The sequence below is a fragment of the Alteromonas lipotrueae genome (genome assembly GCF_019249255.1).
In the GTDB taxonomy this organism is placed as follows: Bacteria; Pseudomonadota; Gammaproteobacteria; order Enterobacterales; family Alteromonadaceae; genus Alteromonas; species Alteromonas lipotrueae.
The window spans coordinates 128,773-152,939 of the sequence record NZ_JAESDJ010000010.1 but is presented as its reverse complement, the minus strand read 5'-3'; the positions used below and the strand labels follow the sequence as shown (position 1 = coordinate 152,939).

Genomic DNA, 24,167 nt, shown 5'->3' with positions numbered 1-24,167 from the left:
GCGCCCACGTTTTTATATATGGCGCTTTTTCAGTTCTCAGGGAAGTTTCATGATTTATAGTAAACGCAAACTATTAACCACCTTAACGCTATGCGGTTCGCTTTCCGTAATGTCTGGGTGTGGCTCTACCTCAAATGAAAGTGCACAAAAGACGGATGCTCATAACTCAGCACCTAACAATATAATCATGGTGGTAGCTGATGGGATGGGGCCTGCTTTCACTACGGCTTACCGTAATTATGTTGATGATAAAAATACCCCTGAGGTTGATGCGGTAATATTCGATGATATTTTGATGGGGAATGCATCTACTTATCCAGCACAAGTTTCTGGTTTTGTAACTGATTCAGCTGCCGCAGCTACCGCATTAGCGTCTGGTGTGAAATCTTATAACGGTGCTATTGGTGTTGATGTAGATAAGCAACCTGTTAAATCAGTCATGTATTACGCGAAATTGAAAGGTATGCGAACAGGCCTAGCGGTCACCTCACAAATTGTTCACGCTACCCCAGCGGCTTATATTGCTCACAACGAAAGTCGCCAGAACTACAATGCTATCGCTGATGACTTTTTTGATGTTCGCGTAAATGGTGAGCTTGTCGCCGATGTGATGTTAGGTGGTGGTACTGATTTTTTTGAGCGGGAAGATCGTAACATTATTGGTGAATTTATTGATGCCGGTTATGAATATACCGACACTTACAACCGTTTAGCGACAGTGCCAAAAGGCAGCAACGTACTGGGTTTATTTGCACCTGTAGCCCTACCTGCCATGCTAGACGACAGCCGCGATAATCGCCTTAAATACCTAACAGAACATGCTATTAAGCACTTAGAAAACGACAACGGGTATTTCTTACTGGTTGAAGCCAGCCAAGTAGACTGGGCGGGGCATGCCAATGATATCGCGTCGGCGATGGCTGAAATGCAAGACCTCGCCTACACCATAGAATTCTTAAAGACCTACGTGCAAGCGCACCCAGATACCTTGGTTATTCTAACGGCCGATCATAGTACTGGCGGTTTAACGATAGGTGCTCGAGGTGACTATAGCTGGAGCCCCGAGTATTTACATAACCTGAAAGCGTCACTGAGTACCATAGCGAAAGATATGGTTGAACAGGATAATCCAGGTGACTATGTTGCAACGACTTTTGGTTTTGATGTTACCGATGAAGAAATTGCTACTTTCGACAGCATTGCACAGCAAGATGTGAAAGCGCGATTTAACGCCTTAAAAGTATTTTTAGACAATAAAACTAACACAGGTTGGACAACATCGGGACATACTGGTGTCGATGTAGAGGTATTTTCGTTCGGTGCTGGTCATCATGTGTTCATGGGTCAAATTGATAATACAGATATCGCTAAGAAAATTTTTAACTTTATTGATAAGCGCGACATGCCTGCCCAAGGTATTTCAACGAACGTCGAATTGATAAAAGCAAGTGATAAAAACGACGCGACCAACACGAGCTGTGACTTTAAAGATAATTGGCGTTGTAACTAAAAGTATAGGAACACTGCGCTAATGCTTGAATTGTTAGAAGCCATTTTTGATGAAGTGAAACCTATGCTAGGGGAGGGGGAAGTCGCAGACTATATTCCTGCGCTAGCCAGTGTCGATCCTCATCAATTTGGCATTGCCATATGTGATATTGAAGGGCGTATTACGTCAATTGGTGATGCCGATGTGCCTTTTTCTATTCAAAGCATATCCAAAGTTTTCAACTTAGTGCTGGCCATGAATCACTATGGCGAAGGTATGTGGGAACGAGTAGGCTGTGAACCTTCAGGTCTGCCATTTAATTCGCTAGTACAGTTGGAATACGAAGACGGTATACCAAGGAACCCGTTTATTAATGCGGGGGCATTAGTGGTTAGTGACATGACACAGTCTCGTTTCGCCTCGCCTCATATCGGTATGCGAGATTTTGTTAGGCGCCTATCCTGCAACGATAATATTTTTGCTAATAAAGCGGTTGCTGACTCTGAATTTGATCACCGTGCTAGAAATGCAGCGATGGCATATTTAATGAAAGCCTACAACAACTTCGAAAATGAAGTTGAGGATGTATTGTATAGCTACTTTAACAACTGTGCCCTGGAAATGAGTTGTGTTGATTTAGCGCGAGCCACAAACTTTTTAGCAAATAGAGGCTATTCTAATTGTGCCGACGAACAGGTACTAAGCCCAGACCAAAATCGTCAAGTGAATGCATTGTTAGCCACAAGTGGTATGTACGACGAGGCGGGTAGCTTTGCCTTTAAGGTTGGTTTGCCGGGAAAAAGCGGGGTTGGTGGGGGAGTTATTGCCGTGGTGCCGGGACGCTTTTCTATATGTGTTTTTTCTCCCGCGCTAAACGCGGTAGGGAACTCTCATTTAGGTGTAGCTGCGCTTACTTCATTGAGCAAGCGCATTAATTGGTCGGTTTACTGATTAATAAAATCATCGAGCTCTTCGCCAGTTATCTTCTTAATCTGGCTGAATAAATACCATAGTGCGGTAATAAGCAATATCATGCTAGGAATAACAATGACTGGGTAGCTCAACGCAGTCATTCGTCCTAATTCCTCGGTGTACGCCGTGGTGCCAGGGGCGCTTACCAATATCACTTTTGCCAGAATATAGTTTAACGCAGAAGATAGAAAGAATGAGCTTGCTACAATATAAGAACTTACTGCGACTTTGCGTTTAAACAATGCTTGTTTATTTTGTTCATCGAGTACGCGATTTAAGTGTGGCCAGTTTATAATTTGGTCGTTTAAGATCAGCATTTTGACCAGCGGCTTTTCAGTAAATTGTGTTATTAATACTGCCAAACCAATGGCTGCAGGGATCGCGGCCTCTTTAATGGCAATATACTCGGCAGGCAGTTTTAGCAAACTAAAGCCGCCAGTTAGTAATACGCTGATAATCCCTAAAACTGAAAATCCGTTAACTTTGCCTGATGCTTTTAAATCCCAAAGTCCATAACCTATGGGAAAAGCCAGCGCGGCGACGATACTCCATTCTGGGCCTAAATAATCTTCAGAGCTTGCATAGCTCATTAACACCACGGGTATAATAATATTGAAAGCAAGGTTGCCGAAAAAACCCTGATTTTTTTGCTGCGATTGTACTTCTGCCATAACGCTTTTGTCTTTCTCTTAATAGCCGCACTGTTTAATTAACTGCAATTATACGGCATCCATTCATCGTGCCCAGTGCCAAGCGGCAAATAACCCACCTAAAAAGCCAAATAGATGATATTCAAATGAAATAAACCTAGAGGTTGGCAATATACCTACCAGCATTCCGCCGTAAACGATGGCAACAATAATAGAAATCAGCAGGTATTTAACTTTTTTACTTTTAAAGCCAGCTAAAACTAAGAAGCCGAAGTAGCCGTAAACCATACCACTTGCGCCGATATGCGTAGCACTTCTACCGAAAACCCAGACGCCCAGTCCGCCAATAATCAATGCACTTGCGGTGGCGATGAGAAAGGTGCGCTTTCCCCACTGCATAGAAAGCCACATAAACAATAACAGGGGGATAAAGTTAGCCATTAAATGCGACGGCGTACCGTGTAAAAAAGGGGCTATGAAGATATAGGGCAAATGGGACAAGGAGCGGGGATAGACACCAAACTGATTTAAGCTATTTCCCGTTATAAGGTTCACTATCTCAATGACAATGAGAAATGCGCCTAGGGTAAGTAACACGCGAAGTTGAAAAGACAGTGGCTTCATAAACAGTATTCTATTCCTTCGTTATAACACTTTGCCTAGCGCGTTAGTTTTATTGGCTGCTAAGCTCATCAAGCGGCAGACGCTAGGGCTTGATTACAAGATGATATGGGGTAAATATCGAGACAAGTCTTGCGTAATCGCATTGCTGTCTTCACGCACCGAAATGCCTGCTGGCATGTCATCTACCAACCAGCTACCAATGAGTGTATGGTTTCCATCAAACACAGGAAGGGGGTGAAAAGCTTGTACAATGAACCCTTCTTCTCCATACGGACCTGGGCTTAATTCCGATTCCTTTCCATTTTCAATTAATGAAATATTCGCGCCTTCTCTTGAAAATAATGGCTTTTTGACCCACTTGCCGCCGTGCATGGCATTATGAGGGGCTTTATGATGGATGTTATGAGGGATATCGTCGGCGAAATAGGCAGGTAGTAAATTAGGGTGGCCTTTAAATTTCTGCCATAACAAAGGCAGTAATGCTTTGTTTGAAATAATAGACTTCCACGCAGGTTCTAACCAATTTACCTTTGCATCAGCGAGTGAGTCACCAAACTCTTCGCGCAGGATAAACTCCCAAGGATATAGCTTGAAACAATCGGTAATGGGGGCATCAGCAAGGTCGGTAAATACGCCAGTATCTGCCAAACCAATGTCTTCAATAAAAACGAAATCGCTTTGAATACCAGCTTCTCTTGCGCAGTCTTGAAGGTATTGCACCGTACCGCGGTCTTCTTCGGTATCTTTGCAGCAAGAGAAGTGCATTTGATTTAATTGATAATGCTGGGCTATTTCACCGAAGCGAAACACCAGCTTTTCCTGCAAGCTATTAAACTGATCAGCATTTCGCGCCAGTACACCCGCATTCACTTGTTGTTCTAACCATAGCCATTGCCAAAAACCTGATTCGTACAAGCTGGTGGGCGTATCTGCATTGTTTTCAAGCAGTTTTGCGGGGCCTTTGCCGGAATAAACTAAATCTAAGCGGGAATACAAACTAGGATCGCGGTTGCGCCAACTGTCTTTAACTAATCCCCAGTGGGCTTTGGGAATAGAAAAGCGGGTGAGTAACTGCTCACTATTAACCACATCGTCAACTACAGCTAAGCACATCTGATGAAGCTCGGCGGTGGGGTCTTCAATGTCTTTTTCAATCTGGGCGAGCGTAAATTGATAGTAGGCGCGCTCATCCCAATAGGGTTCGCCATACATGGTATGAAAGTGAAACCCAAATTCGCCGGCCAGTTGCTGCCAACCCTTGCGTGGCTGGCATGGCATTCTAAACATGGCTTATCCGCCCCAACTGCCTTTGCGTGAGCTACTTCCCCACGATGATTTTGCCCTAACACTACTACCGAAACCGCCGCGCTTCATTGTGCGGTTTACCGTAGGTTTGGGTTTCAGTGTATCTGAGCCCACTTTGTAATTGCGCTTGCGAATATCACCGCTAAACACATTTCCATCAGCCGTAACCCAACGAGAGCGATATGAAGAGTAGGGTGAATACGAGGTATAGAGAGGCTGTGAGTAATAGCGATTTGGCGATAACAACTGACTTACCATGAAGCCGGCCATAAAGGGCATAAATACACTACCAGAATTGGTATTCACCGTGCGACATTGGTTGGCACCAAATTCGTATTCACAATCGTATTCGCTATTAAAGCGAGGGCTGGTACGCATCGCTTCTTCTGTCGCGGTTTTGTAAGCCGCATCACAGCGTTCAACTGCATCGGGGAAGTCTCGCTTACAGTCTTCCAGTGAAGTGTAGATTTGCGCGTCTTGTTTCTCTTCACCACAAGCACTAAGGAAAACACTGGCAATACCAATAGCTAGAGGCTTTAACGCGTAGCTTTTTCGCATACGAGAAAGGTTGATACCTGAGCTACGTTTACGGCTGGTGGCAGAGATACCAGATTGACTGTCTGTCATAGCCTGTTGTGCTGCGTGTGATTTATTAGAATCTGTCATGGGTCCCCCTTAATAGGTCATGCATGCCGCATTTAATAAACCCACTGCAATAGACATACTGGCTAGCATTACGCCTGCAGACACTTCATTTTCGTTAATACGCTGTGCAATTTTAGGCATAAAGGTAAAACGTAATAACGCAAAGGCTAGTGATTGCGCGACAATAGCGACAACAGCCCAAATAATGAAATCGACAATCGCAACTGAGTGAGTCGCTGCGCTAGCAAGTGCAATAGCAAAACCAACAATCGCGCCGCCAAAGCCAATTGCAGCTGCTACATTTTTCTCTTCTTTAACTAGTTTCCACTCATCGTGTGGGGTCACTAGTGCATACACAAGTTTGAAGACGAATAAGAAAACAATTGATAGGCCGAAATACAGCGCAAAGTTATCTAATCCTGTCAATGAATCCATAATAGTGTCCATAGAACGTCCTTACCTTTATATGTCGATTAACCGTTTATCGTAATGTCTGCGGGCTCTACGTCAAACCCCGTGGAAATAACTAAGCAGCGGTCAAAATTGCTACCCACTACCTTTTCTTCGCCCGCAACCAGTAATGACTCCACTCTATCATTTTCTATCTCTCGTTCGTAGAGCATCATAAACTGATCGGTGGTGCTGATATCTTCATCTTCTTCGTAGGTGGTTTCTGTCACTGCTACGGGCGGTGATTCTGCCCCTACGGCCTCCCAGACTCGCTTAAATACTTTGCCGTCAAGAGTATAAGTAGGTTGGCTAATCAGGGTATTTACACACGATTTCCATTGCTGTTCACTGCCAATGGTTTCAGTGCTATAAAAATGCCAAAGCTTAACATCAGTAATGTGATTTTCACTAAGCCCACCATCAAGCACCACTTGCAAAAAGCCATCATCGTCTGTGTAAAAGCGCAGCAAAGTACCGCCGGTATCAAGTGGCGCTTCGCCAACGGCTTGAATCAGTTGTGAACGTGCAGCGCCTTCTATAGTAAGCGATGGCTCGAGTAACGACAGCTTTAAATTATCTAGCTCGAATGAACCACCTAGATACAAGCCCATCACTTCAGGCGCTTTGGGTTTTTCTGGCGCTTTTTTCTTAAATAATTTACTAAACACAATACACTCCTGTGCTATTCGGCGTCTAACGATGGCCAATTGATGGCATTAATGCGCCTGTCGGCAATGTAAAATAAGGTGTCGCCTGGTGCTAGGGTTGATTCTAACGGCGGATTCACCACCATGTCTTTCACTTGACCGTGTGGGGCATAACCAATAAATATGGCATCGTGTCGGCGCTTTAAGTTCATAAATAATTTGGCAACTGAAATAGAAGGGCTGTCGTTGGGAATTTTCACGGAGAATTGCGCTTGCCCTTCACCAATGCTTAATAAGTCATGGTGCAGCATACTCGAACCTGGGTCGAATGCCGCTTTCGCCAGCATTTCAACAGCGACACTAGGTGTACATTCCACTTTTGGGCAGTGTTCTTGTAGCAAGCCCACTAGGCTATCATCATTGAAATAAGCAACTTGATGGGCTTGCGGATTTCGTTTCGAACAATATAGCGCAGTGGTCATAGTGACATCGTCTTGTGGATTATCGATCAGAATTGTTTGAGCCGCGTTAATACATGCTCGGTCCATATCGTCATCTTTGTTAAACGAGTCTACTTTTACGAATTCGATAATACCTGGCATGGGGTTGGTGATATCTGCTTTTACACACAGAACAATGTCGGGCCGCTCAGTCATGGCCTCGCGTTCTTGCAATAACAAATTTAACAACAACATAGTGCGTTGCTCATTCCATCCAATCACCAAAATATGTTTACTAACATTTAGGCTTGTCATGCCCATTACCCCTTTTTTCCATTGTTCAGATACCCAGGCCGCAATTCGTCCAATCACCATGGCAAAAATACTTAGTCCTAAGGGAATAACGTAAAATGCTACAATGAGCTTGCCGGCGGAGGTCGTGGGCGATAAATCGCCATAACCCACCGTCGATGCGGTAACGGCTAACCAGTAGATAAAATCGGCTTGTGTAATTAATGCATTTTCGTTGGCGGCATAGAGTAGCCAATAACTACTCACACCATAGAAGGCGGTGGCGCCTAGAATCGTGTACCAACGAGATTCGGCGAAATACTGCAACATGATTTTGCGCAGTTTTGTCCATTGCGACATAGCGAGAAACAACCTTTGTTTGTCTTTCTTTAACTGTGCCTTTAAGCGGGGAATATGTCTATAAAAGACGAAGCGGGAGCCTAAGCCCCCGTTGAATATTACTTTATTTGCCTAAAATGCGAGCAAGTTCATCATCGGCAGAGGTTTTGCCCCCTTTTATACCGGCTTCAGAAAGGCGCTTTTCTAGATCGCTGCTCGACTCTTCAGTAGCCAGTTCTTCGGCCGCCTGAAGCTCAGCGTTGCGCATCTTCTGCTTATCTTGAATGCGTGAAAGCGATTCCGTTGCAGTTTTCATTTTGCTGTTCGCGCCCATGTGGCGAGATGAAACAGCAACTTGCGCTTTTTGTACACTTTCAGTGGCTTTCACCATATCGACTTGCTGCTCTAAGCGACGTAAGTTCGCTTTGGCTTGCTGGATATTCTGTGCTAATTGTTTTTCTGATTGTTGGAACTGATCAAGATACGCCTGTTCTTGCGCTTGCTCTTCTTTCAATTCAGATACTTTGTGAGCACAATCAAGGGCCAACTGACGATCGTTATCAATCGCTTTGCGCGCGTGCGCTTCGTATTCAGCAATGGATGAGTTAAAGCTATCTACTTTTTGCTGAGACAACTTACATTTCGCTAAAATCTGCGTTCTTGCATGATCAGATTTACGTAATTCTTCTTTAGCTTCTCTAATTTCCTGCTCCAGAATACGGATAGCTTGGCTATCTACTACCGACTGTGCCGCTTCGTTGGCACCACCCTTTACTGCAGTAACTAATTTTTTCCAAACTGACATTCGCTTCTCCTTCGAAGTAAATATTAAATAAGGTGTGTTTCGTAGGCATCTAAAAATGATGCAACGTTCTGAAACAGTGTTTCTACTTCAATCACAATACTTTCTGATTTCGATTGTGCACTAAGCGCACCAAAGGCAACGTAGTATTCTTCATCGCCAACAGTCGAAATGCCGACCGTGGTTAATGGGAACAACATATGGGTAGATAAAATCTCGTGATCTAAAGCCGCTTTGTCTTTAACTTCTGATGAAGCAAATAATAAGGTTTCCACTAAGATTTGCTCGCCGCTAATAGCCAGCCACGCGTCTATACCGTCTTGATTCGCAATGAGTAAACAATTTTCCTCACGCGTCACCACAAAGTCATCGTGCCCTTTAAACAAAGTTTCGATGCTTTCTAGATCCCAACTCATACAGTTCTCCTTTTCGATTGAAGCGATAATGTCGAGTGCCACTGTAACCACAATTTACGCACTCGCCAATATTCTTGACTTGCAGTGTAGACGTATTATGCCATAATCGTCAATAACGAATACGCTTTTAATGTGTAAGAAAGTGTGTTTTTGTAAAATATACGTCACAAATGGGGTGTTTAATTGAGTGCTAAAAATGCATGGCGACAAACCGTAGCGCGACTCGTTAAGTCTGAAATGTCTGTGCGCGGAGTGAAATATCAAGCGCTCAGTCAGCGTTTAGCCGACATTGGTGTGGAGCAAAGCGCTGATAATTTAAGAAACAAAGTGAATAAGGGCATTATGGGCGCAGATTTGTTAGTACAAATATTATACGTCCTTAAAGCGCGAGCAGTAGATGCGGCGTTAATCGAAGAAATCTTAACTGATCTTGACGATACAAACAGGTAAAATGCTTTATCGCAAAAAGATATGAAGTGAAAAATTCGCTTAGGGAGTCGATAGTAATCGACGAGCGAAAAAAAACCCGACAAGTGTCGGGTCTAAGATAAGGAATGTTAAGGGAGAACATCATCACTATCTGGGTGTATCTTAACCGTTTAAGGTTTTTGCTTCTATTGTTGTTTGATATTTAACCGTATTGAGTTCTATAAGTAGGTATAACAAATTATACATGGCTACTTTAGGCTAATAAAAATAATAGGTTGGATGAGTTTTTGAAATTTCATTTTGCTTAAAATTACTAAAGTATATGAAACTTAAACCTACTTAACATTCAACTTTTGTCTTAATTCTTTCGTTTAATTTTGGCGTCTTTAAATAGTAATATGAAATTATCAGATTATCGCTTCACACTTCCAGAACACCTTATTGCCAAGTACCCAACTGAAAATAGAACGGCAAGCCGTTTACTTCAGTTAAACGGTAAGTCTGGCACGGTTACCCACTCTATGTTTAACGACATGTTGTCGTTAGTAGAAAAAGGTGACTTACTGGTATTTAATAACACGCGGGTTATTCCTGCACGCTTATTAGGCAAGAAAGAAACCGGTGGGCAAGTTGAAGTGCTTATTGAACGTATTTTAACCGAGCACACAGCGCTTGCACATGTTCGAGCCAGTAAAGCACCAAAGCCTGGTACCCGTTTGTTGCTAGAAGAGCATGTAAATATCACGGTTGAAGGGCGTGATGATGCCTTGTTTTTACTGCGCTTCGACCATGAAGAGACGGCGCTTTCTTTGTTAGAGCAATTTGGCCATATGCCATTGCCTCCTTATATTGACCGCCCGGATGAATCTACCGACAAAGAGCGCTATCAAACGGTTTACAATCAAACGCCTGGAGCAGTTGCGGCGCCAACGGCGGGCTTACACTTTGATGACAATATGCTAGCGGCGTTAAAAGCAAAAGGCGTTAATTTGGCCTTTGTTACTCTGCATGTTGGTGCGGGTACTTTTCAACCTGTAAGGGTGGAAAATATTGAAGAGCATAAAATGCATGCTGAGTATGCCGAGGTACCCCAAGAGGTGGTAGATGCTGTATTGGCGACTAAAGCCCAAGGTAAGCGGGTGATTGCGGTAGGGACGACGTCGGTACGTTCATTAGAATCTGCGGCAAAAGCTAGTGCAGTGCAGTCAATAGAAAATAATACGGGTGAAAGGCCTGTGATTACGCCGTTTTACTCCGATACTGAAATTTTTATCTATCCGGGTTTTACCTTCAAAGTGGTCGATGCCATGTTCACTAATTTTCATTTGCCTGAATCGACGCTTATGATGCTCATAAGTGCTTTTGCTGGCAGAGAAAATGTAATGAATGCTTATCAAGATGCTATCGAGAACGAGTATCGATTCTTCAGTTACGGCGACAGTATGTTTATCGAAAAAGCCTAATTGAAAGCGATATTTTAGGGAATAAGGCAGGGGATGACCGTCCTATTTCCTTCTCTCAACGATAAACATGCGTATTGGGCATGATCTCAGAAGAATAACTGGTATAATCGCCCACAATTTCGTTTGACCCAGCGCCAGAGCGCGCACCTGATTGGGAACGCTTTACATGCAATTTGAGTTGTTGAAAACCGATGGTAAAGCCAGACGCGGACGTCTGGTTTTTGATCGTGGTGTGGTAGAAACCCCAGCATTTATGCCGGTGGGAACCTACGGCACAGTAAAAGGGATGACCCCTGAAGAATTAGAAGACAGTGGTGCACATATTTGCCTTGGCAATACATTCCACTTGATGTTGCGTCCAGGTACGGGCGTTATCCGCCAGCATGGCGACCTGCATGACTTTATGCATTGGGACAAGCCAATCCTTACCGATTCAGGTGGTTTCCAAGTATTTAGCTTAGGTGATTTACGTAAAATTACCGAAGAAGGGGTAACCTTCCGCTCGCCAATTAATGGTGAGAAGATTTTACTTACGCCAGAAAAGTCGATGGAAGTGCAACGTGACCTAGGCTCTGACATCGTGATGATTTTCGATGAGTGCACGCCTTATCCTGCCACTGAGCAAGAAGCACGAGTATCCATGGAAATGTCTCTGCGCTGGGCGAAGCGAAGTAAGGAATCTCATGGCGACAGCCCTGCCGCGTTGTTTGGTATCATTCAAGGCGGCATGTACGAAGGCTTGCGTGATGTATCTTTAGCTGGGCTTGAAGCCATAGGCTTCGACGGTTATGCCATTGGCGGTTTATCGGTTGGAGAGCCTAAAGAAGATATGATCCGTATTATCGACCATACGGCGCCGCAAATTCCAGAAGACAAGCCTCGCTATTTAATGGGGGTAGGTAAGCCAGAAGATATCGTAGAAGCGGTACGCCGTGGAATCGATATGTTCGATTGTGTTATGCCAACCCGTAATGCTAGAAATGGTCACTTGTTTGTAACCGATGGCGTAGTAAAAATTCGTAACGCGAAACATCGTAACGATACGTCGCCTCTTGATGAAAATTGTGACTGTTACACTTGTAAAAACTATTCTCGCTCTTATCTACATCATTTAGATAAGTGTAATGAGATTTTGGGTGCGCGTTTAAACACCATCCACAACCTTCGTTACTACCAACGTGTTATGCAAGGCCTTCGCGATGCTATTGAAGCAGATTCGTTGGACGATTTCGTACACACTTTTTATGAACAAAAAAATATGCCGGTTCCGGCACTATAACAACGAAAATAATTGGGGAATTTTATGAGCCTATTTATCTCAAGCGCACACGCGCAAGCTTCTGGTGGCGCTGCACAAGGCGGTGGCATGGAAATGATCATCATGTTGGCCGTATTCGGTTTAATATTTTACTTCCTACTTTATCGCCCACAAGCGAAGCGTGTAAAAGAGCATAAAAACTTAGTTACCTCACTGGGTAAAGGCGACGAAGTGCTAACGCAAGGTGGCATTGTTGGTCGTATTACTAAAGTGTCTGACGACAAAGATTTCATTGAAATTTCTCTTAACGACACGAACAACATCGTTGTGCAGAAGTCGTCTGTAACAGCTGTGTTGCCAAAAGGCACGATGAAGTCGCTGTAATTGACAAACGCCGGGGCCGGGACCTTCCCGGTACTGGCACGAAAGGAACTATCCAGTGCTAAATAAAAATTCAATCTGGAAAGTGCTAAGTACGCTTATCGTCATTGGACTATGCGCACTCTATGCACTTCCTAATATCTACGGTGAAGATCATGCGGTGCAGATTTCTGCCGGCCGTGACGCTGTTGTAACCGAGTCATTGATAGGCCAAGTTGAGTCTACGTTGGCGGCAAAAGGTATCACCCCTAAGCGCATCGAATTCGAAGATGAGCAAATTCTCGTTCGCATCTCAGATTCAGATACTCAACTAGTTGCCCGTGAAGCATTAGAAGATGCATTGGGCGACGATTACTTTGTGGCAATGAACCTTGCACCTGATACGCCAGAATGGCTTGAAGGTTTAGGTGGCACGCCAATGAAGCTTGGTTTGGATTTACGTGGTGGTGTTCATTTCTTAATGGAAGTGGACATGACCGAAGTCATCACTAAGTCATTGGAAGATGCTGAAAGCGGATTCCGTACCTCTTTGCGTGAAGAAGGCATTCGTTATCGCGGGGTTACGCAAAAAGAAGACTACGTAGAAATTACGTTCCGTGATGAAGATACGCTAGATAAAGCAGAGTTTTTCTTACGTAATCAAAATCGTGACCTTACAATAAGCCAAACTGATGACCTAGTGCTTCGTGCGGTATTTTCTGAAGCTAAACTTCAAGAGATTCGCGAGAACGCGGTTAAGCAAAACATTACCATTATTCGTAACCGTGTTAACCAATTAGGTGTTGCTGAGCCTTTGGTTCAAAAACAAGGTGCTGACCGTATTGTTGTGCAACTTCCTGGTATTCAAGATACGGCCCGTGCTAAAGAAATTCTAAATGCTACCGCAACCTTAGAATTTAGAATGGTTGATCAGAAAAACGACGTGCGTGACGCTATTAGCGGTCGTGTACCAGCGGGCTCACAGGTAATTGAAGATCAGCAAGGTATTCCTCAGTTGCTTGAAAAACGCATCATGCTTACGGGTAGTCATATTATTGATGCCAACAGTGGTGTGGACGAGTACGGTTTACCTAACGTAAATATTTCTCTTGATTCAGAGGGGGGCAACAAAATGTCTCGCTCAACCCGCGGCAACATTGGAAAACCAATGGCTACGGTATTTATTGAATACAAGTCGAACGGCGAGCGTAATAAAGACGACAAGCTAATCTTCGAAAAGCACGAACAGGTTATTTCCGTAGCCACTATTCGTGCACAGTTAGGCAGTAAGTTTCAAATTACGGGTCTAGATTCACCGAAAGAAGCGCGTGATTTAGCCTTGTTACTCCGTGCCGGAGCATTGATTGCGCCTATTCAAATTGTTGAAGAGCGCACAGTAGGGCCAAGTTTAGGTAAAGAGAACATTGAGCTTGGTACACAAGCTATTGTGTATGGTTTGTTGGCGGTACTTGTGTTTATGCTCATTTACTACAAAGCCTTTGGTATTGTGGCAAACATTGCACTTATCACCAACTTGGTGATGATTGTGGGTATTATGTCTATGATCCCTGGTGCGACGCTAACCTTACCGGGTATGGCGGGTATTGTTCTTACCGTTGGTATGGCGGTAGATGCTAACGTACTTATATTCGAGCGTATTCGCGAAGAGATACGTGATGGAAGAAGCCCTCAACAGGCCATTCATCATGGCTATGACAGCGCGTTCTCTACCATTTTAGATGCTAACATCACAACGTTCATTGCGGGTCTTATTCTGTTCGCTGTAGGAACCGGTCCAATTAAAGGCTTTTCTATTACGCTTATGATTGGTATTGCTACCTCTATGTTTACTGCTATTTTACTAACACGCGTTGTAGTTAACGCTGTGTGGGGTGGTCGACGTAATGTACAGAAATTAGCGATTTAGGAGCAGGACATGCAATTATTAAAGTTATCTGAAACCATTAATTTCATGCGTCTGCGTGTACCAGCGATGGTGCTGTCTACCATTCTTATTTTAGGTTCCTTCGTCTCGTTAGGCATTAACAGTCTTAATTGGGGGTTAGATTTCACCGGCGGTACGTTGATTGAAGTGGGTTACGAAGACGCGGCAAACCTAGAGTCGATTCGTACGTTACTTAACACCGCGGAATTCGAAGACGCAATCGTACAGAACTTTGGCAGCAGCCAAGAAGTGCTTATTCGCATAGCCCCTCGTGACGGTGTTAAAGCGGCCACGATTGGTGAGCAAGTATTAGCGGCATTGCGTGCAGACGGCACGGCGGTTGATATGCGTCGTATCGAGTTCGTAGGGCCAAACGTAGGTGAAGAGCTTACTGAACAGGGCGGTTTGGCCATGTTGGTGGCACTAATCTGTATATTAGTTTATGTTGCAATGCGTTTTGAATGGCGTTTCGCGCTAGGGTCAGTATCGGCCCTTGCTCATGATGTCATTCTGACCTTAGGGTTGTTTTCGGTACTTCAGATAGAATTTGATTTAACAGTACTAGCGGCGGTATTAGCGGTAATTGGTTACTCGCTTAACGATACCATTGTTGTCTCTGATCGTATTCGAGAGAATTTCCGCAAGATTCGTAAGGGCGAGCCCATTGATATTATCAATATTTCGCTTACGCAAACCTTGAATCGTACAATCATTACATCACTCACCACGGTATTAGTGTTGATTGCCTTGTTCTATAAAGGCGGCGCACTCATTCATGGTTTTGCTACTGCATTGTTGTTTGGTGTTGTTGTTGGTACGTATTCTTCCGTTTATATTGCAAGCTCAGTTGCACTAGCACTGGGTATTAGTAAAGAAGATTTGATGCCACCTCAGGTAGAAAAAGAAGGCGCTGATTTAGACCCAATGCCCTAATTTTTGACGCTAGGTTCACAAGATACAAAAAGCTAGTCAGCAATTGACTAGCTTTTTTTTGCTTTCAATTTACGCTGCAGGAGTTAGGCGGGCTTTTAAGGCGTCTTTGTAACGCCTAGAGACGGGAACTTCAGTGCCATTTAACAATGTTAAAGTGCCATCTCCGCTGTCTTCAAATCGTATGTTGTCTATAAGTGTGCTTTGCACCACATAGGAACGATGTACACGAATAAAGCCTTTTTCACTAGCGTGTTCACAGAAATGTTTCATGGTATACCGTAATGGAAAGGTCGACTTCACCGTGTGCAGATTAATATAATTGCCTGACGCTTCTACCCAATAGACGTCACTAAGTTTTACTAAAAATTCTCTGTTTAGCTTCTTTACCAACAAATTGTCAGGCATGCCCGAGGTGGGGGTATCCCCTCTAGCGCCACTCACTTCCCCAGGCGCATCATGCTCCCGAATGACAGAAGCCTCTCCTATAAGCCTTCTATAACTGAACATCATGATGTAATAAAAGGTGATAAGAGTGATATAACCCCATAAATCCTTACGGTATTCATAGAAAAATTCGCTGGCTATAGGCCCGAAATTATATTCTTTGTCCGATAGTAAATAGCACAGCTCTCTAAAGGCCACCATCAAAGTGACATGTGCAATTGAAAAAAGGCTCGCAAACGCAAAATGCCAAAGTAGCCATGTTCTAACCCCAAATGCGTAAGTATCAAGTTTGCGGATGAAATAAATAAGGGGGACGACTAATAATGCAGTGGCTAATGCGCTGCTATATTCCCACAGATAAGGCTCCCACAACGAAGTGCTGTTATTTGAATCTCTCGAGAGCTCTGTCCAATCTGATGCAGCATTAATCGAGTTATTCAAAAATAGATAAATCACCAGCAGTACAAAGGCTGCCCATTTATGATATCGCTCTGTATCGCGAAAAAACTGACTGAGTTTTTCGTCACTGCTACCCACCGCTCACCCCCAATTACTCATTCTCTCGTCACTCTACGCTAGTGTAAGTAAGAAAATCTACGTTATATCAAACCCTATTACTACATTATTGAATAGGACAGACAGTAATGACACAAGCAATAAGTCGCAACGAATCAACCCGGTTTCATGAACTCGATGCACTAAGAGTTATCGCGTTTGGTGTGTTAATTCTCTATCACATTGGAATGTACTACGTTTTGGAATGGGGGTGGCATATCAAAAGTGAACAGCCTCAAGCGTGGCTGCAAGACGTGATGATTTTAACTAATCAGTGGCGAATGTCGCTGTTATTTCTAATTTCTTCGATGGTACTGACGGTATTGTTGACGCGCGTAGAGCCTAAACCGCTTCTATTCCTAAAACGGGCAGGGGAGTTGATAATTCAGCGAACCCAACGTTTAATGATTCCGTTATTATTTGGCATGTTTGTGATAGTTGCCCCACAAGTTTATATTGAATGGACGGTTAATGGGGTGATAGACACCACTTTTACGCAGTTTTATTTAGAATACATTAACCCTAATACACAGTGGCTTGCCGAGCGCCATTCTGACATTGGCTTGCTGACGTGGAATCACCTTTGGTTTTTACCTTACTTGTGGGTGTACTCGCTACTACTTATTTTGTTGTTTCCGATGATGGCTCAGTTGCGAAAACTTCAGATTGGAATGATCACCTTTGCCTTCGCTTCCTCTACGGCAATGGTAGCAATCTGGCTAATGCTGCGAAATACATACCCCACTACACACGATTTGCTTAATGACTGGTACAGCCATGCTAAATACTTCCTTGTTATGGTGGTAGGTGCCGTTATCATCTTGCAGCCCAAACTATGGGAAGCGCTGGAGCGTACTCGTTATGTAAGCGCGGTGGTGGCGTTGTGCATGTATTCACTTATTATCGCTGATAGGCACGACATGTTTGGTCCTGTTGGCGATTGGATGACTGAGTTCTGGTGGTTCAGAGTGATGGTAGGCTACATTGTAGTGCTGAATCATTGGGCTTGGTTGGCGGCAATACTAGGCTTTGGTAAGCGTTACTTAAATAAACCCATGGACTGGGTTAAATACCTTAATAGCGGTGTGCTTCCTTACTACATGATGCACCAAACACTGATTGTGGTGGCCGCGTATAGCCTTCATTCAATAGGCTTTCCAGTAGGCATTCAGTTTGTGCTCATTTTACTCTTTACGTTAGTTGGTTGTGCGCTAACTTATGAACTTGCCAAAAGAAACATGGTTACACGAGTACTATTTGGGTTGAAGGCTAGGTCGCAACGACCTAACCAAGACATTGATACAACCATTACGCTCTCTTCTGCATCGGCTTATTCAAAGACAGGGTCTAAGCCGCCTACAAAAGCCAGCTTATAAACAGGCACAAAAAAAGCGGTGTATGAACACCGCTTTTTTTCATTTTATATAAGACGCTAATTCAATGAGCTGCCTTCTAAAATGCAAAGGCTATTTTAAATGCTTAACTAAGCCTTGAACTACCTTGGCGCTACCAGCAACAATTTCACCGCTATAAAGTGGATCGTTACCGCCTTTAAAGTCGGTGACTAGGCCACCAGCTTCACGAACAATAAGTTCGCCTGCTGCGATATCCCACGTTTTAATACCACGTTCCCAGTAGCCATCATGACGGCCAGCAGCAACGTAGGCTAAATCTAACGCTGCACTACCTGCACGGCGAATGTCGCCACACTCATGGAAAATTTTGTTTAGGCTTAGCGCATACTCGCCAAACTTAGCTTTGTTTTTGAACGGCATGCCAGTAGCGAGAATAGTCTCATTTAAATCACGAGGCTTAGACGCACGAATGCGGTAACCATTTAGCTGAGCGCCTTGTCCACGGCTAGCTGTGAATAACTCGCTTCGAATAGGATCGAATACAACAGCTTGGTCTAGACGACCTTTGTGAAGTAATGCAATAGATACGGCAAAATGAGGAATGCCTTTAATGAAATTGGTGGTGCCATCTAATGGGTCAATAATCCACTGAAAATCAGTATCTGCGCCGGCGGTTTCGCCAGACTCTTCGCCCATAAAGCAGTGATTTGGGAATGATTGCTGAATTTTAGCAATAATAGCTTGTTCAGCATCTTTATCGATTTGCGTAACGAAATCGTTAGCGCCTTTTGATTCAGTTGCTACTTCGTTGTGTTTTTCGAAACCACGAACAATAATTGTGCCAGCCGCACGCGCTGCGCGCACCGCAATATTCAGCATAGGATGCATAGATAAACCACCAATTGTAAAAGACCAAAGAACAGACCTTGACCATAGGTTAGCCCAACATGCGTTTTACGCAAGTGACCCACAAGGTAAGGTGTTCAAAACGCGCGCATCTTAACCAGAATGGTCGTGTGATGCAAATGAAATGTGGGTAGGTCGCACAACTACGGATGATGCCGACTGGTTTGAGGCATCAATGTAGGCCTTCAGATAGCCATCTATACCGCCATTGTGCTACTATTCGCTCAATATTGACGAGGCTACAGGTAATAAAAAGCATGCTCGAGAACATCCGTATTATTTTGGTGAGTACATCACACACTGGCAACATTGGCTCTACAGCGAGAGCAATGAAAACCATGGGCTTGAGTAGCCTTTATTTAGTTAATCCTGTTCATGAGCCTGATGGCCAAGCAAGTGCTTTGGCAGCAGGCGCTGGAGACGTCCTCGCCAATGCTAAAATAGTGAGTACATTAGAAGAAGCCGTGTCTGATTGTGGTTTGGTGGTAGGTACCTCGGCCCGTTCTAGAACCCATTCATGGCCTATGCTTGGGCCACGTGAATGCGGCGAAAAACTAGTACAGGAAGTCAGTAATTTCCCCGTAGCACTGGTATTTGGTCGTGAAAATAGTGGATTAAGCAACGAAGAGTTGCAGCAGTGTCACTTCCATATGTGTATTCCAGCAAATCCTGAATATAGCTCGCTTAACTTAGCCGCCGCGGTACAAACCTTATGTTATGAAATTCGTATGGCCTATCTTAATCGCGAAACTTACCCCAGCGTTGAAGAAGAGTACCCACTAAACGAAGATTTAGAGCGTTTCTATACCCATCTGGAAACGACTTTGGAAAGCACCTCTTTCATTCGTAAAAGCCATCCTGGTGTAGTGATGACTAAACTTCGACGTTTGTTTAATCGCGCTCGTCCTGAGTCTCAAGAACTGAACATACTACGTGGTATATTGGCGTCTATCGATAAATCGGTGAATGCGCCTGAACCTGAGCCTGAAATTGATAACGACAATGAATCACCTAACTAGACGAGGCACTCGTGTTCTCTAGAATTAAAGATGACATTCAAGGGGTATTTCATCGCGATCCTGCGGCACGAAATACCTTTGAGGTTTTAACCAACTATCCAGGTTTACATGCGGTGTGGCTGCATCGTGTTAGCCACAAATTGTGGAAAGCCAACTGGAAATGGTTGGCACGCAGTCTCTCCACATTCAACCGTTGGCTAACGGGGATTGAAATTCACCCAGGTGCTACGTTAGGTCGCCGAGTATTTATCGACCATGGCATGGGCGTAGTGATTGGTGAAACTGCAGAAGTGGGCGACGATGTTACTTTGTATCACGGGGTAACATTAGGCGGTACAAGTTGGACGCCGGGGAAACGTCACCCTACCTTAGAAAAAGGCGCGGTAGTGGGCGCGGGTGCTAAAGTGCTTGGCCCTATTACCATAGGTGAAAATGCCAAAGTAGGTTCAAACTCTGTGGTGGTGAAAGATATACCTGCGGGGGCTACTGCAGTAGGGATTCCTGGGCGTATAATTATCTCTAAGCAACAAAGTGATGCAGCGCAGGTTAACCCCAACCGCAATAAAATTGCCGAAAAATATGGGTTCGATGCTTATGCAGTTGCGCCTGATAATCCAGATCCTGTCGCTAATGCCATGGGAATTATGCTTGAGCATATGCATCAAATGGATACCAAGGTGGAAGAGATGTGTAAGGTTATTCAATCACTCGGCGGTGACGTGTGTACTGATAACTTGCATAACATATCAGCGCAAGATTTCGCCGATACGGGTATTGAGTTTGCAGATGAGAGTAAAGCTAAAGCTGGCCAAGAGGCGTTCGACCCTGCTATTTAGCCGACGCTTGGGTAGCCGAAATGAAAAAGTAAGCGCGTAACTCATTGGTGTAAGTTACTAATTTTAAAGTTTATTTTTTGCGAAGCTGAAAGCGATTACCTCAATCAATAATACTTGACTAAATTACTAGGTCTTATACTTGACCAATTTAGTCAGGTATGTGAAAATTCCTGCTATATTAATAGCGGGAGGATTCTATGAAATTAACATCTAAAGGGCGCTACGCAGTAACGGCAATGCTTGATGTAGCATTGCATTCGACACGCGGTCCTGTGCCTCTCGCTGATATCTCTGAACGCCAAGCTATTTCGCTATCTTATTTAGAGCAGCTTTTCTCTCGATTACGTAAAGATCAGCTAGTCGATAGTGTTCGCGGGCCAGGTGGTGGCTATTTACTAGGGCGCGATGCTGCCAATATATCAATTGGTGAAGTTATTCGTGCGGTAGATGAATCTGTAGATGCCACCCGTTGCCAAGGTCAAGCGGATTGTCAAAGTGGCGACCGTTGCCTAACTCATAGTTTATGGCAAGACTTGAGCGATCGGATAAGTTCCTTTTTGAACGATATTACCCTTGGCGAATTAATGGCCAAGCGCGACGTTCAAGAAGTGGCTGGGCGCCAAGATAAAAGCGCCTCCCTTCGTAATGTTGCCAACGATATCGAAGTTAGCTTTCAGTTATAACAACAGTTTTAGAGAATGTTTTAGTCGCTTATGTCTCGTTCAACACCTATTTATTTAGATTACGCCGCTACCACGCCTGTCGACCCAAAGGTTGCAGAAAAAATGGTGCAGTGCCTGACTATGGATGGCAATTTTGGCAACCCAGCTTCCCGTTCGTATCGTTTTGGTTGGATGGCGGAAGAAGCGGTAGACGTCGCCCGCAATCAAATAAGTGATGCACTGAACTGCGACCCACGAGAAATTGTATTTACCTCGGGTGCGACAGAATCGAATAATTTAGCTATTAAAGGTGTAGCAGAAGGCTATGCGAATAACGGTAAACATATCATTACCGTTAATACCGAACACAAAGCTGTTTTAGATACGTGTGAATACCTTGAAAAGCAAGGTTTTAAAGTGACTTACCTAGATGTGGATACGTCAGGTCTTGTTTCATTTTCACAGCTTGAAGCAGCAATAACTACCGACACCATTTTAGTGTCAGTAATGCACGTAAATAACGAATTAGGTGTTGTTCAAGATATTAGTGCTATTGGTGAGCTTTGCCGTGCTAAGAACATCCTGTTTCACGTCGATGCGGCGCAGAGCGTAGGTAAGCTTCCTATTGACTTGCAAGCATTGCCAGTCGACCTGTTATCTATTTCAGCGCATAAAATTTATGGTCCGAAAGGGATGGGGGCGTTATACGTTCGCCGTCGACCAAAAATCAACTTAGCGGCACAGATTCACGGTGGCGGTCACGAACGAGGAATGCGTTCAGGCACACTAGCAACCCACCAAATTGTAGGTATGGGGGAAGCGATACACCTTGCCTATCAGCAGTTAGAGAATGATACCGCCCTTATTAGCAAGTTGAAAACTGCGTTGTGGGAAGGGCTAAGCCAGTTAGATGATATTCACCTTAATGGTCATGAAACTCAGCGTATAGCGAACATTTTAAATGTGAGTTTTGGTGGTGTGGATGGGGAAAGTATGATGATGGCGATGAATGATATTGCGGTATCTTCAGGTTCTGCCTGTACATCGGCAAGCTTAGAACCCTCATATGTATTACGCGCCATAGGAAGAAGTAGTGAACTGGCTCACGCTGGAATACGTTTTAGTATAGGTAGGTTCACCACATTAGATGACATTACCTACGTCATCAATAAAGTCATCGATATTGTTACCCGTTTACGTGAGGCGACAGTATTGGCCGCAAGCCGATAGCGTCTTTTGTCGCACGGCATCGCAATTACCGATTGCTACGATATTTAATTTTTATTTAACAGGGCTATTGAATATTTGAGTGAAATACTCAGGTATTATATAATACGGCACCAAAATTTTAGGCTGTCTAGATATTCGATAAGAATATCGCAAATGCGTTTTGGCAAATACGTGAATAGCTAAAACGGCAACGTGACTTACTGGCAAGACCGAGAGGCCAGTAGTGAAGGCAGCAAACGCAGGCAAACAAGTGAGATCCCAACATGAGTGAACAGATCGAACAGGCGTTAGAAAGAAAGTACGATGCTGGATTTTATTCAGAGATCGAATCTGAGACTTTTGAAAGTGGCCTCGACGAGTCAGTAATTCGCCGTATTTCAGCAATGAAAAACGAGCCAGAGTGGATGCTAGAGTGGCGCTTAAAAGCGTATCATTCGTGGCTTGAAATGGAAGAGCCTGATTGGGCCCATGTCGACTACCCTAAAATTGACTATCAAGCCATTTCTTATTACTCGGCACCAAAGAGTATGAAAGATAAGCCTCAGTCACTTGATGAAGTCGATCCGGAACTACTGCGTACCTACGAAAAGCTAGGTATTCCGTTGCATGAACAAGAAATGCTAGCGGGTGTTGCTGTAGATGCGGTATTTGACTCAGTTTCAGTGGTAACAACCTTTCGCAGCAAGTTAGAAGAAGCGGGCGTTATCTTTTGCCCTATCTCTGAAGCGCTGGTGAAATACCCAGATTTAGTGAAAAAGTACATCGGCTCAGTAGTACCGCGCACCGATAACTACTTTGCCGCATTAAACAGTGCCGTATTTACCGATGGATCATTTGTTTATATCCCCAAAGGCACACGCTGTCCTATGGAGCTTTCTACCTATTTCCGTATAAACGAAATGAACACTGGTCAGTTTGAACGTACGTTAATTGTTGCCGAAGAAGGGAGTTACGTAAGCTACCTAGAAGGCTGTACTGCCCCCCAGCGTGACGAGAATCAATTACACGCCGCAGTGGTTGAATTGGTTGCTATGGATGATGCCACTATTAAGTACTCAACAGTACAAAACTGGTACCCAGGTGACGAAAACGGTAAAGGCGGTATTTACAACTTCGTGACCAAGCGTGGTATTTGCCATAAAAACGCAAAAATCTCGTGGACTCAGGTTGAAACCGGTTCAGCGGTGACGTGGAAATACCCAAGCTGTGTGCTGAAAGGCGATAACAGTGTAGGTGAGTTTTATTCAGTGGCGTTAACCCGTGGAAGGCAGCAAGCCGACACCGGTACTAAGATGATTCACCTTGGTAAGAACACGCGCTCTACCATTATCTCTAAAGGTATTTCAGCGGGTAACAGTAACAACGCCTATCGTGGATTAGTGCAGATGGGCCCTCGTGCCGATGGCGCGCGTAACTTCACAGAGTGTGACTCGCTGTTAATCGGCGATAAATGCGGCGCGCATACGTTCCCGTATATCGAAAGTAGAAATCCAAGTGCCATTGTTGAGCACGAAGCAACAACGTCGAAAGTAAGCGACGAGCAGTTGTTCTTGTGCCAGCAACGTGGTTTAGACACAGAAAAATCCGTTTCCATGATTGTTAACGGTTTCTGTAAAGAAGTATTCAAAGAGCTGCCGATGGAATTTGCCGTAGAAGCCGGCAAGCTGCTCGAAATTAGTCTTGAAGGTTCAGTGGGGTAATC

Annotated in this window: 25 protein-coding genes; 14 read left to right on the top strand and 11 right to left on the bottom strand. The window is 44.2% G+C overall.

Annotated elements, in window-relative coordinates; translation table 11 throughout:
• The first annotated feature begins 49 nt into the window (after positions 1–49).
• The gene (locus KYS23_RS14700) at positions 50–1,510 is read left to right on the top strand and encodes an alkaline phosphatase (RefSeq protein WP_159532219.1); all 1,461 of its coding nucleotides are present in this window, start codon (positions 50–52) and stop codon (positions 1,508–1,510) included.
• A 21-nt stretch (positions 1,511–1,531) separates the two neighbouring features.
• Positions 1,532–2,440: a glutaminase B gene (gene glsB, locus KYS23_RS14695; RefSeq protein WP_159532218.1), complete on the top strand. Its 909-nt coding sequence runs from the start codon at positions 1,532–1,534 to the stop codon at positions 2,438–2,440.
• On the opposite strand, the gene KYS23_RS14690 is transcribed toward glsB, so the two are convergent.
• The 9 genes from KYS23_RS14690 to KYS23_RS14650 form a co-directional block, all read right to left on the bottom strand.
• Entirely contained in the window at positions 2,434–3,132 is a 699-nt protein-coding gene (locus tag KYS23_RS14690) for a VC0807 family protein (protein WP_159532217.1), read from the bottom strand. The genes glsB and KYS23_RS14690 overlap by 7 nt on opposite strands.
• Before the next feature lie 63 nt (positions 3,133–3,195).
• A complete protein-coding gene (locus tag KYS23_RS14685; protein ID WP_218419187.1) occupies positions 3,196–3,735 on the bottom strand; it encodes a rhomboid family intramembrane serine protease in 540 nt (179 codons plus the stop codon).
• A gap of 93 nt (positions 3,736–3,828) precedes the next feature.
• On the bottom strand, positions 3,829–5,022 hold the full coding sequence (locus KYS23_RS14680; protein ID WP_218395990.1) for a glutathionylspermidine synthase family protein: 1,194 nt from the start codon (positions 5,020–5,022) through the stop codon (positions 3,829–3,831).
• A 3-nt stretch (positions 5,023–5,025) separates the two neighbouring features.
• A complete protein-coding gene (locus KYS23_RS14675) occupies positions 5,026–5,706 on the bottom strand; it encodes a DUF1190 family protein (RefSeq protein WP_420838761.1) in 681 nt (226 codons plus the stop codon).
• A 9-nt stretch (positions 5,707–5,715) separates the two neighbouring features.
• Positions 5,716–6,132 carry a DUF350 domain-containing protein gene (locus KYS23_RS14670; RefSeq protein WP_159532214.1) on the bottom strand — a complete coding sequence of 139 codons (417 nt, stop codon included), beginning with the start codon at positions 6,130–6,132 and terminating at the stop codon, positions 5,716–5,718.
• Between the two features lie 26 nt (positions 6,133–6,158).
• Entirely contained in the window at positions 6,159–6,803 is a 645-nt protein-coding gene (locus tag KYS23_RS14665) for a YjfK family protein (protein WP_159532213.1), read from the bottom strand.
• A gap of 14 nt (positions 6,804–6,817) precedes the next feature.
• The gene (locus tag KYS23_RS14660) at positions 6,818–7,873 is read right to left on the bottom strand and encodes a potassium channel family protein (RefSeq protein WP_218419185.1); all 1,056 of its coding nucleotides are present in this window, start codon (positions 7,871–7,873) and stop codon (positions 6,818–6,820) included.
• 103 nt (positions 7,874–7,976) lie between these two features.
• Complete coding sequence (locus KYS23_RS14655; protein WP_218395992.1) at positions 7,977–8,657, bottom strand: PspA/IM30 family protein; 681 nt, start codon at positions 8,655–8,657, stop codon at positions 7,977–7,979.
• A 23-nt stretch (positions 8,658–8,680) separates the two neighbouring features.
• The gene (locus KYS23_RS14650) at positions 8,681–9,070 is read right to left on the bottom strand and encodes a DUF2170 family protein (RefSeq protein ID WP_159532211.1); all 390 of its coding nucleotides are present in this window, start codon (positions 9,068–9,070) and stop codon (positions 8,681–8,683) included.
• Positions 9,071–9,307: 237 nt separating this feature from the next.
• Here KYS23_RS14650 and KYS23_RS14645 point away from each other — a divergent pair, with 237 nt between their 5' ends.
• The 6 genes from KYS23_RS14645 to secF all read left to right on the top strand — a co-directional run bounded on the left by KYS23_RS14645 (position 9,308) and on the right by secF (position 15,458).
• On the top strand, positions 9,308–9,520 hold the full coding sequence (locus KYS23_RS14645) for a DUF6471 domain-containing protein (protein WP_232043593.1): 213 nt from the start codon (positions 9,308–9,310) through the stop codon (positions 9,518–9,520).
• A gap of 377 nt (positions 9,521–9,897) precedes the next feature.
• Positions 9,898–10,962: a tRNA preQ1(34) S-adenosylmethionine ribosyltransferase-isomerase QueA gene (queA, locus tag KYS23_RS14640; protein WP_159532210.1), complete on the top strand. Its 1,065-nt coding sequence runs from the start codon at positions 9,898–9,900 to the stop codon at positions 10,960–10,962.
• Positions 10,963–11,128: 166 nt separating this feature from the next.
• A complete protein-coding gene (gene tgt / locus KYS23_RS14635; RefSeq protein ID WP_159532209.1) occupies positions 11,129–12,241 on the top strand; it encodes a tRNA guanosine(34) transglycosylase Tgt in 1,113 nt (370 codons plus the stop codon).
• A gap of 24 nt (positions 12,242–12,265) precedes the next feature.
• Positions 12,266–12,604: a preprotein translocase subunit YajC gene (gene yajC / locus KYS23_RS14630; RefSeq protein WP_013783253.1), complete on the top strand. Its 339-nt coding sequence runs from the start codon at positions 12,266–12,268 to the stop codon at positions 12,602–12,604.
• A 55-nt stretch (positions 12,605–12,659) separates the two neighbouring features.
• Positions 12,660–14,507 carry a protein translocase subunit SecD gene (secD, locus tag KYS23_RS14625; RefSeq protein WP_218419183.1) on the top strand — a complete coding sequence of 616 codons (1,848 nt, stop codon included), beginning with the start codon at positions 12,660–12,662 and terminating at the stop codon, positions 14,505–14,507.
• Positions 14,508–14,516: 9 nt separating this feature from the next.
• On the top strand, positions 14,517–15,458 hold the full coding sequence (secF, locus tag KYS23_RS14620) for a protein translocase subunit SecF (protein ID WP_218419181.1): 942 nt from the start codon (positions 14,517–14,519) through the stop codon (positions 15,456–15,458).
• Positions 15,459–15,527: 69 nt separating this feature from the next.
• Here the strand turns inward: secF and KYS23_RS20935 are convergent, their stop codons facing one another.
• Positions 15,528–16,439, bottom strand: a complete 912-nt coding sequence (locus KYS23_RS20935; protein WP_159532207.1) for a LytR/AlgR family response regulator transcription factor — start codon at positions 16,437–16,439, stop codon at positions 15,528–15,530.
• A 107-nt stretch (positions 16,440–16,546) separates the two neighbouring features.
• Between KYS23_RS20935 and KYS23_RS14610 the strand changes: the two genes are divergently transcribed.
• Complete coding sequence (locus tag KYS23_RS14610) at positions 16,547–17,833, top strand: acyltransferase family protein (protein ID WP_218419179.1); 1,287 nt, start codon at positions 16,547–16,549, stop codon at positions 17,831–17,833.
• Between the two features lie 90 nt (positions 17,834–17,923).
• Here KYS23_RS14610 and suhB read toward each other — a convergent pair whose 3' ends face one another.
• Positions 17,924–18,700, bottom strand: a complete 777-nt coding sequence (gene suhB, locus KYS23_RS14605; protein ID WP_013783261.1) for an inositol-1-monophosphatase — start codon at positions 18,698–18,700, stop codon at positions 17,924–17,926.
• A 275-nt stretch (positions 18,701–18,975) separates the two neighbouring features.
• On the opposite strand from suhB, the gene trmJ reads away from it, so the two are divergent.
• From trmJ to sufB, 5 genes are all read left to right on the top strand, one after another.
• Positions 18,976–19,737, top strand: coding sequence for a tRNA (cytosine(32)/uridine(32)-2'-O)-methyltransferase TrmJ (gene trmJ, locus KYS23_RS14600; RefSeq protein ID WP_218419177.1), 762 nt, complete (start codon positions 18,976–18,978; stop codon positions 19,735–19,737).
• Between the two features lie 11 nt (positions 19,738–19,748).
• Entirely contained in the window at positions 19,749–20,573 is an 825-nt protein-coding gene (gene cysE / locus KYS23_RS14595) for a serine O-acetyltransferase (RefSeq protein ID WP_218395999.1), read from the top strand.
• Between the two features lie 197 nt (positions 20,574–20,770).
• Positions 20,771–21,256 (top strand): Fe-S cluster assembly transcriptional regulator IscR, encoded by a 486-nt coding sequence (iscR, locus tag KYS23_RS14590; protein ID WP_057790573.1) that lies wholly within the window; start codon positions 20,771–20,773, stop codon positions 21,254–21,256.
• Positions 21,257–21,286: 30 nt separating this feature from the next.
• Positions 21,287–22,465 carry an IscS subfamily cysteine desulfurase gene (locus KYS23_RS14585; protein WP_218419175.1) on the top strand — a complete coding sequence of 393 codons (1,179 nt, stop codon included), beginning with the start codon at positions 21,287–21,289 and terminating at the stop codon, positions 22,463–22,465.
• A 263-nt stretch (positions 22,466–22,728) separates the two neighbouring features.
• The gene (sufB, locus tag KYS23_RS14580; RefSeq protein ID WP_129739519.1) at positions 22,729–24,165 is read left to right on the top strand and encodes a Fe-S cluster assembly protein SufB; all 1,437 of its coding nucleotides are present in this window, start codon (positions 22,729–22,731) and stop codon (positions 24,163–24,165) included.
• Positions 24,166–24,167 lie beyond the last annotated feature (2 nt).